Origin of the sequence: Burkholderia paludis, assembly GCF_000732615.1 — a bacterium.
Taxonomy (GTDB): Bacteria; Pseudomonadota; Gammaproteobacteria; order Burkholderiales; family Burkholderiaceae; genus Burkholderia; species Burkholderia paludis.
Map to the genome: position 1 here is coordinate 1 of NZ_JPGL01000116.1, position 11993 is coordinate 11993.

Annotated in this window: 13 protein-coding genes; 6 read left to right on the top strand and 7 right to left on the bottom strand. The window is 69.7% G+C overall.

What is annotated here, in order from left to right; genetic code table 11:
• Nucleotides 1-132 precede the first annotated feature (132 nt).
• The gene (locus GQ56_RS0138215; protein ID WP_031403649.1) at nt 133-1329 is read left to right on the top strand and encodes a pyridoxal phosphate-dependent aminotransferase; all 1197 of its coding nucleotides are present in this window, start codon (nt 133-135) and stop codon (nt 1327-1329) included.
• Nucleotides 1330-1443: 114 nt separating this feature from the next.
• Here GQ56_RS0138215 and GQ56_RS0138220 read toward each other — a convergent pair whose 3' ends face one another.
• On the bottom strand, nt 1444-2553 hold the full coding sequence (locus GQ56_RS0138220) for a lytic transglycosylase domain-containing protein (RefSeq protein ID WP_031403650.1): 1110 nt from the start codon (nt 2551-2553) through the stop codon (nt 1444-1446).
• Nucleotides 2554-3149: 596 nt separating this feature from the next.
• Here GQ56_RS0138220 and GQ56_RS0138225 point away from each other — a divergent pair.
• On the top strand, nt 3150-4706 hold the full coding sequence (locus tag GQ56_RS0138225) for a UbiD family decarboxylase (RefSeq protein WP_031403651.1): 1557 nt from the start codon (nt 3150-3152) through the stop codon (nt 4704-4706).
• Nucleotides 4707-4765: 59 nt separating this feature from the next.
• Nucleotides 4766-5434, top strand: a complete 669-nt coding sequence (locus GQ56_RS0138230; protein ID WP_031403652.1) for a LysE family translocator — start codon at nt 4766-4768, stop codon at nt 5432-5434.
• A 114-nt stretch (nt 5435-5548) separates the two neighbouring features.
• On the opposite strand, the gene GQ56_RS0138235 is transcribed toward GQ56_RS0138230, so the two are convergent.
• Entirely contained in the window at nt 5549-5851 is a 303-nt protein-coding gene (locus GQ56_RS0138235) for a hypothetical protein (protein WP_031403653.1), read from the bottom strand.
• Nucleotides 5852-6357: 506 nt separating this feature from the next.
• On the opposite strand from GQ56_RS0138235, the gene GQ56_RS0138240 reads away from it, so the two are divergent.
• Nucleotides 6358-7287: a Rossmann-like and DUF2520 domain-containing protein gene (locus GQ56_RS0138240; RefSeq protein ID WP_031403654.1), complete on the top strand. Its 930-nt coding sequence runs from the start codon at nt 6358-6360 to the stop codon at nt 7285-7287.
• Between the two features lie 75 nt (nt 7288-7362).
• On the top strand, nt 7363-7926 hold the full coding sequence (locus GQ56_RS0138245; RefSeq protein WP_031403655.1) for a YggT family protein: 564 nt from the start codon (nt 7363-7365) through the stop codon (nt 7924-7926).
• A 15-nt stretch (nt 7927-7941) separates the two neighbouring features.
• On the opposite strand, the gene GQ56_RS0138250 is transcribed toward GQ56_RS0138245, so the two are convergent.
• The 5 genes from GQ56_RS0138250 to GQ56_RS0138270 all read right to left on the bottom strand — a co-directional run bounded on the left by GQ56_RS0138250 (nt 7942) and on the right by GQ56_RS0138270 (nt 10958).
• Complete coding sequence (locus GQ56_RS0138250) at nt 7942-8292, bottom strand: DUF190 domain-containing protein (RefSeq protein WP_031403656.1); 351 nt, start codon at nt 8290-8292, stop codon at nt 7942-7944.
• 30 nt (nt 8293-8322) lie between these two features.
• A complete protein-coding gene (gene crcB / locus GQ56_RS0138255; protein ID WP_031403657.1) occupies nt 8323-8709 on the bottom strand; it encodes a fluoride efflux transporter CrcB in 387 nt (128 codons plus the stop codon).
• A gap of 187 nt (nt 8710-8896) precedes the next feature.
• Nucleotides 8897-9775 carry an SIR2 family NAD-dependent protein deacylase gene (locus tag GQ56_RS0138260; protein ID WP_031403658.1) on the bottom strand — a complete coding sequence of 293 codons (879 nt, stop codon included), beginning with the start codon at nt 9773-9775 and terminating at the stop codon, nt 8897-8899.
• Between the two features lie 206 nt (nt 9776-9981).
• The gene (locus tag GQ56_RS0138265) at nt 9982-10362 is read right to left on the bottom strand and encodes a TIR domain-containing protein (RefSeq protein ID WP_031403659.1); all 381 of its coding nucleotides are present in this window, start codon (nt 10360-10362) and stop codon (nt 9982-9984) included.
• Complete coding sequence (locus tag GQ56_RS0138270; protein ID WP_031403660.1) at nt 10359-10958, bottom strand: NUDIX domain-containing protein; 600 nt, start codon at nt 10956-10958, stop codon at nt 10359-10361. Before GQ56_RS0138270 ends, GQ56_RS0138265 begins: the two co-directional genes overlap by 4 nt.
• 81 nt (nt 10959-11039) lie before the next feature.
• Between GQ56_RS0138270 and GQ56_RS0138275 the strand changes: the two genes are divergently transcribed.
• Nucleotides 11040-11795 (top strand): DeoR/GlpR family DNA-binding transcription regulator, encoded by a 756-nt coding sequence (locus GQ56_RS0138275; RefSeq protein ID WP_031403661.1) that lies wholly within the window; start codon nt 11040-11042, stop codon nt 11793-11795.
• Nucleotides 11796-11993 lie beyond the last annotated feature (198 nt).

Sequence of the window (11993 nt, forward strand, 5' to 3'; positions counted from 1 at the left end):
GCCGGCCAGGCTGGCGGGGAGGCGCCCCCCCGCCGAAACCCGGGCGCGCCGCAGCGGCTGATCCCTTTTGTCCGGACCGGGCGCGCTTGCGCCCGTTTTTTCTTTCGTCCCCCCCCCCCCCCTGCCCGCCCGATGAATACCACCGCCGATTCGCTGGTCAAACTCGCCGCACGTGTCGACGCGATCCAGCCCTTTCATGTGATGGAACTGATGAAGGAGGCACAGCGGCTCGAGTCCTCCGGACGCGATGTTATCCACATGGGCATCGGCGAGCCGGATTTCACCGCGCCGGAGCCGGTCGTCGAAGCGGCCGCGGCCGCGCTGCGCCGCGGCGTCACGCAGTACACGAGCGCGCTCGGCATTGCGCCGCTGCGCGAAGCGATCGCGGCGCACTATGCGCGCGCGTACGGCCTCACGATCAGTCCGGAGCGGATCGTCGTGACGGCCGGCGCCTCGGCCGCGCTGCTGCTCGCGTGCCTCGCGCTCGTCGGGCGCGACGACGAGGTGCTGATGCCCGATCCGTCGTATCCGTGCAACCGGCACTTCGTCGCGGCGGCCGAAGGCCGTGCGGTGCTGGTGCCGAGCGGCCCGGACGCGCGCTTCCAGCTCACCGAACACGACGTCCGCACGCGCTGGGGCGAGCGCACGCGCGGCGTGCTGCTCGCGTCGCCGTCGAACCCGACCGGCACGTCGCTCGAGCCGGACGAACTGAAGCGGATCGTCGAGGCCGTGCGCGCACGCGGCGGCTTCTCGATCGTCGACGAGATCTACCAGGGGCTCAGCTACGATGCGGCGCCCGTGTCGGCGCTGTCGTTCGGCGACGACGTCGTCACCGTGAACAGCTTCTCGAAGTATTTCAGCATGACGGGCTGGCGGCTCGGCTGGCTCGTCGTGCCGCCCGCGCTGGTCGGCACGTTCGAGAAACTGGCGCAGAACCTGTTCATCTGCCCGTCCGCGCTTGCGCAGCACGCGGCGCTCGCGTGCTTCGAGCCGGCCACGCTCGACATCTACGAAGCGCGCCGGCTCGAATTCAAGCGCCGCCGCGACTTCATCGCGCCGGCCCTCGAACGACTCGGTTTCACGGTGCCCGTGATGCCTGACGGCGCGTTCTACGTGTATGCGCACTGCGGCGGCGTCGCCCATCCGGCCGCCGGCGACAGCGCCGCGCTCACGCAGGCGATGCTGCACGACGCGGGGGTCGTGCTGGTGCCCGGCATGGATTTCGGTGTCCATGCGCCGCGCGACTATATCCGCCTGTCCTATGCGACGGCCTACTCGCGGCTCGAGGAGGCGGTCAACCGGCTCGCGACGCTGTTCGGCCAGCACTGACCTGACGCGCCGGCCGGCACGCCGGCCGTTTCTCGCGCCCCAAAAGCAAAAGGCACCCGGATTCGGGTGCCTTTTTCGTGGTCGGCCGGCCGGGGCCGCGCCGAACGCCGGACCTTACGCGCCCAGCTCCGAATGGTCGGCGTGCTTCGCGGTGTCGACGCTCGCGTCGTCCTGCGCGCTGTCCTTCGGCGCCGACTTCACCGACGTCGTGCTGTCGAGCGTCACGTGCACGCGCTTGGCACCGCCCGCCGCCGCCGTCACGGCGGCCGCCGTGACCATCGGCTTGGCCGGCTGGGCCGGCGCCTGCGGTGCGTTGACCGGCACGCTACGGCCGTGCGCAACGTCGCGCAGGCGGCCGCGCTCGGCCATCACCTTCGAACCGTAGCCGTTGTCGTCGGGGTTCGTCGAGCCGTTGTACAGGCGCAGGCCGGTCGCGAGCGAGCCGCCGCGTGCGATGCAGTCCTTCAGCACCAGCGCGCCGACCTGGAGGTTCGCGAGCGGTTGCAGCGCCGTGTCGGTGCCGCCGAAATACTCGAACTTGTCGGAATGGACCTTCGACATGACCTGCATCAGGCCCTTCGCGCCGACGCCGCTTTCGGCATACGGGTTGAAGCCCGACTCGATCGCCATCACGGACAGCAGCAGCAGCGGATCGAGGCCGACGTCGCGGCCGGTCTGGAACGCAGCCTTGACGAGCTGGCCCAGCGGCTCCTGCGCGACGCGGTAGCGGCGCGACAGGTAGGTCGCAACCAGCGCCTGTTCGCGGTTCGATGCGAGCGCGCGATCGTCGCGCGCATCGGCCGCCACCCGCTGGGTCGGAATCAGTTTCGCCAGCGCGACCGGCGACGGGCCGTTGCGGGCCGGATCGGACGCGTCGCCCTGCGCGGCGGCTTCCGGTGCGACGTCGAGGCCGACCGCAAGCGTGTCCGTTTCGGGACCTTCTTCCTGCTGCGGCTGCGCGCCGGCGGGCGCGAAGTTCGGCAGCGGATGGCCGGACAGCAGACGGGCCGGCCCGGCCTGCACGGCCGCGGATACGACCGGCATCAGCTTCGCGGCGAGCGTGCCGCGCACGGTTGGCAGCAGCCACAGGGCCAGAGCCACCGCGACGGCGAAGCAGCCGACAACGCTGAATAAATGGTGACTGACACGCGTCCCGCGACGCAGCACACTGCGCACGAATTGCGCATGCTGCTCACTGGGACGCCACGATAACCAAGCGTTCATTCAGATCATCTCCCATGAACATGACTCGTGCGGCTCGCTCATCTCGATGGCGAGACAGGTAACGCGCCGCGGAATCACGACGCCGCACGCTTTGGTTGGGGCGTGCGGACATCGGGGAAACGGTATAAGTACCGTTCGAGGCCACGGTGTAAGAGGGCCGGCACCTTCGCACACTGGGCGAGGCGGGCATACGCGGTGGCACCCACGCAAAAAACCAGCGTCTCGTGGCGCTGGCCGGGACTACAACTAAAGCCGTCGGATACGCCGTGCAGGTTTCGGCGGACGGTGACGCGCTGCGTCAAAGATCGGTGATTGGCGGCTCGAAGCCTTTTACCCTGCAGCCAATGTGAGCGGATTCTAGCAGGGTTTTATAGATCGTCAACACTATAAAACCTTGAAATTATAACAAAAAGTAATTTAAGGCCGGTCTTCAGATCGCAAGCCCCGTGCCGTAGGGGCTTTGCGCGCGGTCGACTTTTTTCTCCGACGGGCGGGCGCGCGGCGGCCCGGGTAAAATCGTCGGTCGATTCGGGGCCGCAGCCGGCCGCTGCGCCCGCTCATCGCTGCCCGCCCTGCGGGCGGCCCGGACCATCTTCATGAAATACAAAGACTTACGCGATTTCATCCAGCGCCTCGAGGCGCTCGGCGAACTGCGGCGCGTCACGCAGCCCGTGTCGCCCGTGCTGGAAATGACCGAGCTGTGCGACCGCGTGCTGCGCGCCGGCGGCCCTGCGCTGCTGTTCGACGCCCCGTCGGGGCATGCTTTCCCGGTGCTCGGCAACCTGTTCGGCACGCCCCGTCGCGTCGCGCTCGGGATGGGCGTCGATGCGGGCGACGACGCCGCGCTCGATTCGCTCCGCGATCTCGGGCGGCTGCTGTCCGCGCTGAAGGAACCCGATCCGCCCAGGAGCCTGAAGGATGCGGGCAAGCTGCTGTCGCTCGCGAAGGCCGTGTGGGACATGGCGCCGAAGTCGGTGTCGTCGCCGCCGTGCCAGGAGATCGTCTGGGAAGGCGCCGACGTCGACCTGCACAAGCTGCCGATCCAGACCTGCTGGCCCGGCGATGCGGGGCCGCTCGTCACGTGGGGCCTGACGGTCACGCGCGGGCCCAACAAGCCGCGCCAGAACCTCGGGATCTACCGGCAGCAGCTGATCGGCCGCAACAAGCTGATCATGCGCTGGCTCGCGCATCGCGGCGGCGCGCTCGACTTCCGTGAATTCGCACTGCGAAACCCCGGCAAGCCGTATCCGGTCGCGGTCGTGCTCGGTGCCGATCCGGCCACGACGCTCGGCGCGGTGACGCCCGTACCCGATTCGCTGTCCGAATACCAGTTCGCCGGCCTGCTGCGCGGCAGCCGCACGGAGCTCGCGAAGTGCCTGACGCCCGGCGTCGACACGCTGCAGGTGCCCGCGCGCGCGGAGATCGTGCTCGAGGGCTTCATCCATCCGCAGGAAGGCGCGCCCGCCCCTGCCCCGGCCGGCGCGCCGCCGCGCCCGGCCGGCAACGCGTCCGCCACCTACGAGCACGCGCTCGAAGGCCCGTACGGCGACCACACCGGCTACTACAACGAGCAGGAGTGGTTCCCGGTGTTCACCGTCGAGCGCATCACGATGCGCCGCGACGCGATCTATCACTCGACCTACACCGGCAAGCCGCCCGACGAGCCGGCCGTGCTCGGCGTCGCGCTCAACGAGGTGTTCGTGCCGCTGCTGCAGAAGCAGTTCACCGAGATCACCGACTTCTACCTGCCGCCCGAAGGCTGCAGCTACCGGATGGCCATCGTCCAGATGAAGAAGAGCTACGCGGGCCACGCGAAGCGCGTGATGTTCGGCGTGTGGAGCTTCCTGCGGCAGTTCATGTATACGAAGTTCATCGTGGTCGTCGACGAGGACGTGAACATCCGCGACTGGAAGGAGGTGATCTGGGCCATCACGACGCGCGTCGACCCGGTGCGCGACACCGTGATGGTCGACAGCACGCCGATCGACTATCTCGATTTCGCGTCGCCGGTGGCCGGTCTCGGCTCGAAGATGGGGCTCGACGCGACCAACAAGTGGCCCGGCGAGACGAACCGCGAATGGGGGCGTCCGATCGAGATGGATGCGGCCGTGAAGGCGCGCGTCGACCGGCTCTGGCAGGAAATCGGCCTCTGATGCCGTGGGGCCGGCGCGCGCCGGCCCGTGTTTCACCCTCAATCACAATAACGACGAAGATGAACTTTCCGCCCGCCTCCATGCTGTCCGACGGTTTCTTTCTGTCGCTGTCGCTGTGTCTCGACATCGGCCTCGTGAACGTCGCGATGCTGTCGCTGACGCTGTCGCACGGCTTCCGGCCGGGCTTCTGGCTCGGCGTCGGCTCGTGCGTGGGCGACCTCGTCTACGCGGCGCTCGCGCTCGCGGGGATGGCCGTGCTGCTGCAGTTCGAACCCGTGCGCTGGATCGTGTGGATCGGCGGCGGCGCGGTGCTGCTGTTCCTCACGTGGAAGATGGCGCGCGAAGCGCTCGCGCCCGCCGGCCCGGCGCGTGACGACGCCGACGATGCGCCGCAGCCGCGCGCCAGCGCACGGCGCAGTTTCCTGCGCGGGATGCTGCTCGCGATGTCGTCGCCGAGCGCGATCCTGTGGTTCGCGGCGGTCGGCGGCGCGCTGATCGCGAAAGCCGGCGCGACCACGCCGGCCACCGCGTCGGTGTTCCTGTCGGGATTTTTCCTCGGCGGCCTCGCCTGGACGCTCTTCATGTGCACGCTCGCGACCCAGGGCCGCAAGCGCGCGGGCGCCGGGCTGATGCGCGCGTGCCATATCGCGTCGGCGCTGCTGTTCGCGTATTTCTCCTACAGCGTGATCGTCGGCGGCTACCGCGACCTGATCGTGCACGCGGTATAGCCGAAGGCCCGCAAGGCCGCGGCCGAATGGCCGCCGCCATGAAAAAACGGCGCAGCGCCCCGCGACGGGACCCTGCGCCGTTTTGCCGCGCGCGGCCAGGCCGCGCGGGGTGCGTCAGCGACGCCAGTAGCCGCGATGGCCCCAGCCGCCGTAGTAGCCGCCGCGATGCCAGTACGGATGGCCGTAATAGCCGCCGACGACCACGGCGGGCGGCGGCGCATAGTAGGCCGGCGCCGGCGCGTAATAGACGGGCGGAGGCGGCGGCGCGTAGTACACGGGCGGCGGCGGTGCATAGACGGGATACGCGGGTGCGACCGGGATACCGATGCCGACCCCGATCGACACGTGGGCCTGTGCTGCGCTTGCGGCCCCCAGGCCCAGCGCGACGGCGGCGATGAACGGAACGAGCTTTTTCACTTCGATTCTCCTGCTGGAGCGGTATTTTATGCGCCCCTGTCGGCAACGGCGGGCATGCACGTCGCATGGATGCAATGTAGCGAAAACCCGCCCCTCGCGTATCGCGCATTTGTTGCAAATTGCAATCGCTGGCGGCCTGAGCCGCCGCGTGGCGCGGCTTCCGGCGTCGGCGGCAACCCTTGCCGGTCGCGCGAATCCGTCCGACGAGTCGGGACGTCACACGCTGGCCGGTCAGTCTTACCGGATCTGGTGCGCACGGCGGGCACGCGACCGTAATGAACGATTACAAATTTGAGACAAGATGCCGACATTTCAAGAGGGGCGCACGGGCGATGCGTTTCAGGGTCGGATTCCGCGATCGTGAAACGACGGTCGCGCCGTGCCCCGGGACACGCGTGGAGCGGGCCGCATGCCGCTCCGTGTGCACGCGACGATCGACCTTGCGCGACCCCGCCGCCATTCCTGCGATACTGGCGGTTGCTTCGTTTTCGCTTACATTCGCCGCCATGCCTCTGCCCGACACTCCCCGCCTCGGCTTCATCGGCGCCGGCCGCCTCGCGCGCTGCGTCGCACAGCGTTTCGCACAGAACGGCTATCCCGTCGTCGCGATCGCGAGCCGCACGTCCGCGTCGGCCGCGGCCCTCGCCGCGCGCATCGACGGCTGCAAGGCGGTCGACACGCCGCAGCAGGTCGTCGACGCCGCCGACCTGATCTTCCTGACGGTGCCCGACGACCATCTCGCGCCGACCGCCGCGGCGCTCCGCTTCGACGCGTCGCGCGCCGCGAGCCAGGCTCTGGTCCACTGCAGCGGCGCGTCGGCGGTCGCGCTGCTCGATCCGGCAAAGCAGCAAGGGGCGGCCATCGGCGGCTTCCATCCGCTCTACCTGTTCGGCGGCACCGATGCCGACCTCGCCCGCATCGACGGCTGCTCGGTCACGATCGAAGCCGACGGCGCATTGCACACGGCGCTGATGCGACTCGCCGCCGCACTCGGCTGCCATCCGCTGTCGATCCCGGCAGGCGGCCGGATGCTCTACCACGCGGCCGCCCATTACGCGGCGAGCTTCGCGCTGTGCGGGCTGGCGGAAGCGGTGGAGCTATGGCGCGGCCTCGGCTTCGACGAGGAAGCCGCACTGCGCGCGCTGTTGCCGATGCTGGCCGGCACGATCGAGACCGCACGCGACAAGGGGCTCGCGAACGCGCTTTCCGGCCCCGTGTCGCGCGGCGACACGGGCATCGTCGAACGCCAGCTCGCGCTGCTGGAAGCGCGCGGCGGCGATCACGCGATGCTGTATGCGCTGCTGACGCGCCGCGCGATCGCGCTCGCGGCGAGCCGCGCCACGCCGCCGGCGTCGTTGCCGGCGCTCGCCGAAGCCGTCGAAACGGCACTCGCGCGCGCGGCGGCGCACCGCTCCCCGTCGCAAGACGAGGCGTGATAAGGTGTCGGCCGATGCGCCGCCATCCGGCGTTGGCGGCCGCACGCTACTGACTGTATAAAAAGGATGCCAACGATGTTCGGCGAGATCGCCCGTTTTCTGCTCAATACCATCTTTACGCTGTTCGGCGCCGCGCTGATCCTGCGCATCTGGATGCAGGCCGTCCGCGTGCCGCCGTACAACCCCGTCACGCAGGCCGTGCTGCAGGCGACCAACTGGCTCGTGCTGCCGCTGCGCCGCGTGATCGCGGGCGTGCGCGGCATCGACTGGGCCAGCGTCGTCGCCGCGCTGCTCACCGCATTCGTCTACGTCGTGCTGATGGTCCTGATGGCCGGCTTCGATCCGGCCACGGTGATCGCGACGCTCGTCGTGGTCGCGCTGCTCACCGTCGTGAAGTGGGCGCTCAACCTCGTGATCTGGATGACGATCCTGATGGCGCTGCTGTCGTGGCTCAACCCGCGCTCGCCGGCGATGCCGATCCTCTACCAGCTCACCGCGCCGTTCCTGAACCCGCTGCGCCGCGTCATCCCGAATCTCGGCGGCATCGACCTGTCGCCGATCCTGCTGTTCGTGATCGTGCAGGTGCTGCTGATGATCGTCACGCGCGCCGCCGTGTCGCTGACGATGTTCGGCATCTGATCCGGCGCGTCCGCCCTATGCCGCCGGCCCCTGCGCCGGCGGTGCGCCGAGCGTGTCGATCACGCCGAAGCGCGCCGGTATCATCGCGTAGCACACGCGCACCTTCTCGTTCGACAGCCGCTCGAGCAGGCGCCGCGCTTCGTCCTCGGTGACGATGAATTCGACCTCGATCGCGAGCGACCCCTGCAGTTCGAAGAAACGGTCCTCGTGCAGCACGCGATGCTGGCCGAAGCCGGCCATCGCGCGAAACGCGGAACCGCCCGCGACGCCCATCCGGTTCGCCTCCTCCAGCAACCACTCCCACAGCGGCTTCCAGTGCAGCCGGTGCTGCTCGTGCACGTAAAAGCGCAAGAAGATCCTGTCCATGTCGCCCTCCGATACTGGCTGGCCCGGGGCTCAGGCCGCCGCGAGCCACGCGCGGGCGGTCCACATGCCGAGCGCCGTCAGCATGAACGATCCAATCAAGTGTAGGGCGGCCACCGCAAACGCCCATCCGAATTCGCCCTGCAGCGCGTGGGTCATGACTTCGACCGAATAGGTCGAGAACGTCGTGAGGCCGCCGAGAAAGCCCGTGATCACGAACAGCCGCCACTCGGGCGGCAGCCCGGCGCGGGTCGTGAACACGACGGCGGCAATGCCGATCACGTAGCCGCCGATCAGGTTCGCGGCGAGCGTGCCGAGCGGCACGGCGGGAAAGAACTCGTTGAGCGCGAGACTCAGGAACCAGCGCAGCAGCGCGCCGAGCCCGGCGCCGACGAAGATCGCGACGATCGAATAGAACAAGAAGGCTCCCGGTCGATGATGCGGCTGGACTCAACCGCCGGCCCCCGGTCGCCCGGGGCAATGGGTGCGCCGGACGCACGCGGCGCATGCGCGGACGGCACTGGCTGCACTGTATGCGGATTCGCGGTACGCCTGCAACGACGACCGCCGCCGGGACGCCTGCCCGCACGGCGGGTCGCCCGCCCGGTCACGCGCGTTGCCACGCGGCGTCGAGCCGAGTCAGCGTCGCCAGCGCGCCGCCCTTCAGGCCGATCACGTCCGCCCGGCGTGCATGCGCTTCGCGCGCGTTGATGCGGATCACGTCGGCGCCGAGCCGCTCGCTCAGCAGTCGCACGGTCGGGATCGCGGTACCCGCGCCGATCTCGACCACCGCGACGCGCCCGGCCCGCGCGATCCACTCTTCCAGCACGCGCTCCTGCGCGTCGTAGCGCGCACCGAGCCAGCCGGTGTCGCCGAACATCAGGATGTTCGGTCGCGCCAGGCCGCCGCAGCGCGGACAGCGCGGTGCTTCGCCGACGAGGCGGCAGGTGGCCGCATCGACTTCCGGCTCGAACGGCGCCGCATCCCACGTGTCGTCCGAACAGGGGCGCAGGCACTGCATCGCATGAATCGACCCGTGGATCTCGACGATTCGCGCGGGATCGAAGCCGGCTTTCTGGAACTGGCCGTCGACGTTGCTCGTCAGCACGAAGCCGCCGTTCGGCATCGCGTCGATCCAGCGGCGCAGGATCGCAAAGCCCGCATGCGGCACCGTCGCGCGGTAAAGCGCGAGTCGGTGGCCGTAGAACCCCCACGCGAGCGGCGCGCGCGCCCGGAACGCATGCGGCGACGCGATCTCGTGGAATTCGAAACGCTCGTGGCGCAGCGCCGGATACGCGCGCCAGAAGCCGTCCGTGCCGCGAAAATCGGGCAGCCCGGAATCGACGCCGATGCCCGCGCCGGCCGTCACGAGCAGCGCGTCGGCGCGGGCGAGCGCGGCAACGGCGGAAGCGACGAGATCGGCGGGCAGTTGCGCGGCGTCGGCAGCGACGGAGGCGGTGGAATCGGCGGAATCGGGGAACGGCATGGTGGGGCGGCGGTTACGTCGAACGGTGCGCGGGTCGCGCCGCGATCATACGCCGGTTCCGGCGTGGCGCGGAAGGTCGCGCGCCCTCGTCCGCATCATGGATGCATGCGTCCCGCGAAGGCGCGGCGCCGCGCACGCCCGGCCTCCGCCGGAACGGGCGTCGACCGATGCGGGGAGGCGCCGCGGCCGGGCGCCTCCCCGCGTGCTCAGCTGGCCGACTCCTCCTGCGCGACCGGGATCTCGTCGACCGAGAAATAGACCGGCTTGCCGAGTTGCCGTGCCAGGCTCACGTCCGCGTCGGCCCCGCGCGACGCGCCGTCGATCCGGCAGACCGCATCGCAGCGATGCAGCAGCCGATGCGCGGCCGGATACAGGAACGACTCGCTGATCGCATCGCCGACCTGCCGCGACCCCGCCGCCACGGCAAGCGGCAACGACACCCACTCGGCGATCATCGGCATGTGCCCGCGGCGATACACGGCGAGCGCCGTCGTTTCGAGCCGGTGCAGGTTCGCGGCGATGCGCGCGGGGTCGCCGTCCGTGCCGCTGCGATACGGGCCGGCGATCAGCACGAGCAGCGGCGTCATGCCGCGCGCGCGCCGGCGGTTTCCCGCAGCGCGACGTACTGCAACAGCATGATCGTCTTCCCGTCGACGATCTCGCCGCGCTCGATCGCCTCGAGCGCCGCGTCCAGCGGCATCTCGACGACCTCCAGATCCTCGCCCTCTTCCGCGACGCCGCCGCCGTCGCCGGTGCGCAGCGACGCATCGTATTCGCCGACGAAGAAATGCAGCTTCTCGGTCACCGAACCCGGGCTCATGAACGCCTCGAACACCTTGCGCACGCCGCGCACGCGATAGCCGGTCTCCTCCTCGGCCTCCGTGCGGATGCGCGCTTCGGGCGTCGCGTCGTCGAGCAGGCCGGCGGCGGCCTCGAGCAGCATGCCGTCGTGCCCGTTGACGAACGCCGGCATCCGGAACTGCCGCGTCAGCAGCACGTCGCCGGTCTCGGCATTGCGCAGCAGGATGGTCGCGCCATTGCCGCGATCGTAGGTCTCGCGGCTCAGGCGCTGCCACGTCCCGTCGCGGCGCAGGAAATCGAACGTCACCTTCTTCAGCACATACCAGTCATCGGACAGCACCGTCGTATCGACGATGCGGACACGGTCCCGCGTTGCAGCCATTCCAGCCTCCGGTTCGACAAAAGACGGCGCCCATGGTATCGTGCATATTCGTGCAATTTCAAGAAATTTCGTGCAAACACGATGCTGACGACGCAACGCAAGAAAGCGATCCTCGACGCACTCGCGCGCGACGGCCAGGTGCTGGCGGTCGAGCTGAGCGCCCGATTCGGCGTATCCGAAGACACCGTCCGCCGCGACCTGCGCGAGCTCGCGGCCGAAGGCCTGCTGCAGCGCGTGCACGGCGGCGCACTGCCGGCGTCGCCGGCGCTCGCGCCGTTCGCGCAGCGCGAGGCGCTCGAAACGACGGAGAAGCGGCGCATCGCGCGCCGCGCCGCGGAGATGATCGCGCCCGGCCAGGTGGCGATCGTCGACGGCGGCACGACCTCGGCGTTGCTCGTCAGCCAGTTGCCGGCCGACCTGCGCGCGACGATCGTCACGCACAGCCCGAGTGTGGCGGTCGCGCTGGCCGCGCATCCGTCGATCGACGTGATCCTGATCGGCGGGCGGCTCTACAAGCATTCGATCGTCGCCGTCGGCGCGGCGGCGATGGAGGGCATCGCGCGCATCCATGCGGACCTGTACTTCATGGGCGTGACCGGCGTGCATCCGGTCGCGGGGCTCAGTACCGGCGATTTCGAGGAAGCGGCGATCAAGCGCGCACTGGCCGGGCGCGCGGCCGAGACGGTCGTGCTCGCGTCGCAGTCGAAGCTGCGCGCGGCGTCGCAGTTCGTGATCGGCGACATCGCGCTCGCACACACCGTGGTGGTCGAAAAGGAAACCGAGGCCGCGCTGACGAAGCCGATCGAGGCGGCTGGCGTGACGGTCGTGCGCGCGTAGCGCGCGGGGGCTTGCGGCTGCACGAAACGTGCGGGACCTGCGGTGCGGACGGTGCCGCCGGGCTGCGCCGCACCGCCCCCGCCGGATCGTCCGCGGGCCTTCGTCGCGCGAACGCCGCGCCTCTGTCAGCGTGCTGACAGGGTCGGCTTGCTAACATGGGCGGGCCGCCCAACCGCCACGTACCGCCCGCCCGATGCC

Coding starts and splice junctions, on each gene's coding strand:
- GQ56_RS0138215 (WP_031403649.1), top strand. CDS start 133: ATGAATACCACCGCCGATTCGCTGGTCAAACTCGCCGCACGTGTCGAC.
- GQ56_RS0138220 (WP_031403650.1), bottom strand. CDS start 2,553: ATGAACGCTTGGTTATCGTGGCGTCCCAGTGAGCAGCATGCGCAATTC.
- GQ56_RS0138225 (WP_031403651.1), top strand. CDS start 3,150: ATGAAATACAAAGACTTACGCGATTTCATCCAGCGCCTCGAGGCGCTC.
- GQ56_RS0138230 (WP_031403652.1), top strand. CDS start 4,766: ATGAACTTTCCGCCCGCCTCCATGCTGTCCGACGGTTTCTTTCTGTCG.
- GQ56_RS0138240 (WP_031403654.1), top strand. CDS start 6,358: ATGCCTCTGCCCGACACTCCCCGCCTCGGCTTCATCGGCGCCGGCCGC.
- GQ56_RS0138245 (WP_031403655.1), top strand. CDS start 7,363: ATGTTCGGCGAGATCGCCCGTTTTCTGCTCAATACCATCTTTACGCTG.
- GQ56_RS0138250 (WP_031403656.1), bottom strand. CDS start 8,292: ATGGACAGGATCTTCTTGCGCTTTTACGTGCACGAGCAGCACCGGCTG.
- GQ56_RS0138260 (WP_031403658.1), bottom strand. CDS start 9,775: ATGCCGTTCCCCGATTCCGCCGATTCCACCGCCTCCGTCGCTGCCGAC.
- GQ56_RS0138265 (WP_031403659.1), bottom strand. CDS start 10,362: ATGACGCCGCTGCTCGTGCTGATCGCCGGCCCGTATCGCAGCGGCACG.
- GQ56_RS0138270 (WP_031403660.1), bottom strand. CDS start 10,958: ATGGCTGCAACGCGGGACCGTGTCCGCATCGTCGATACGACGGTGCTG.
- GQ56_RS0138275 (WP_031403661.1), top strand. CDS start 11,040: ATGCTGACGACGCAACGCAAGAAAGCGATCCTCGACGCACTCGCGCGC.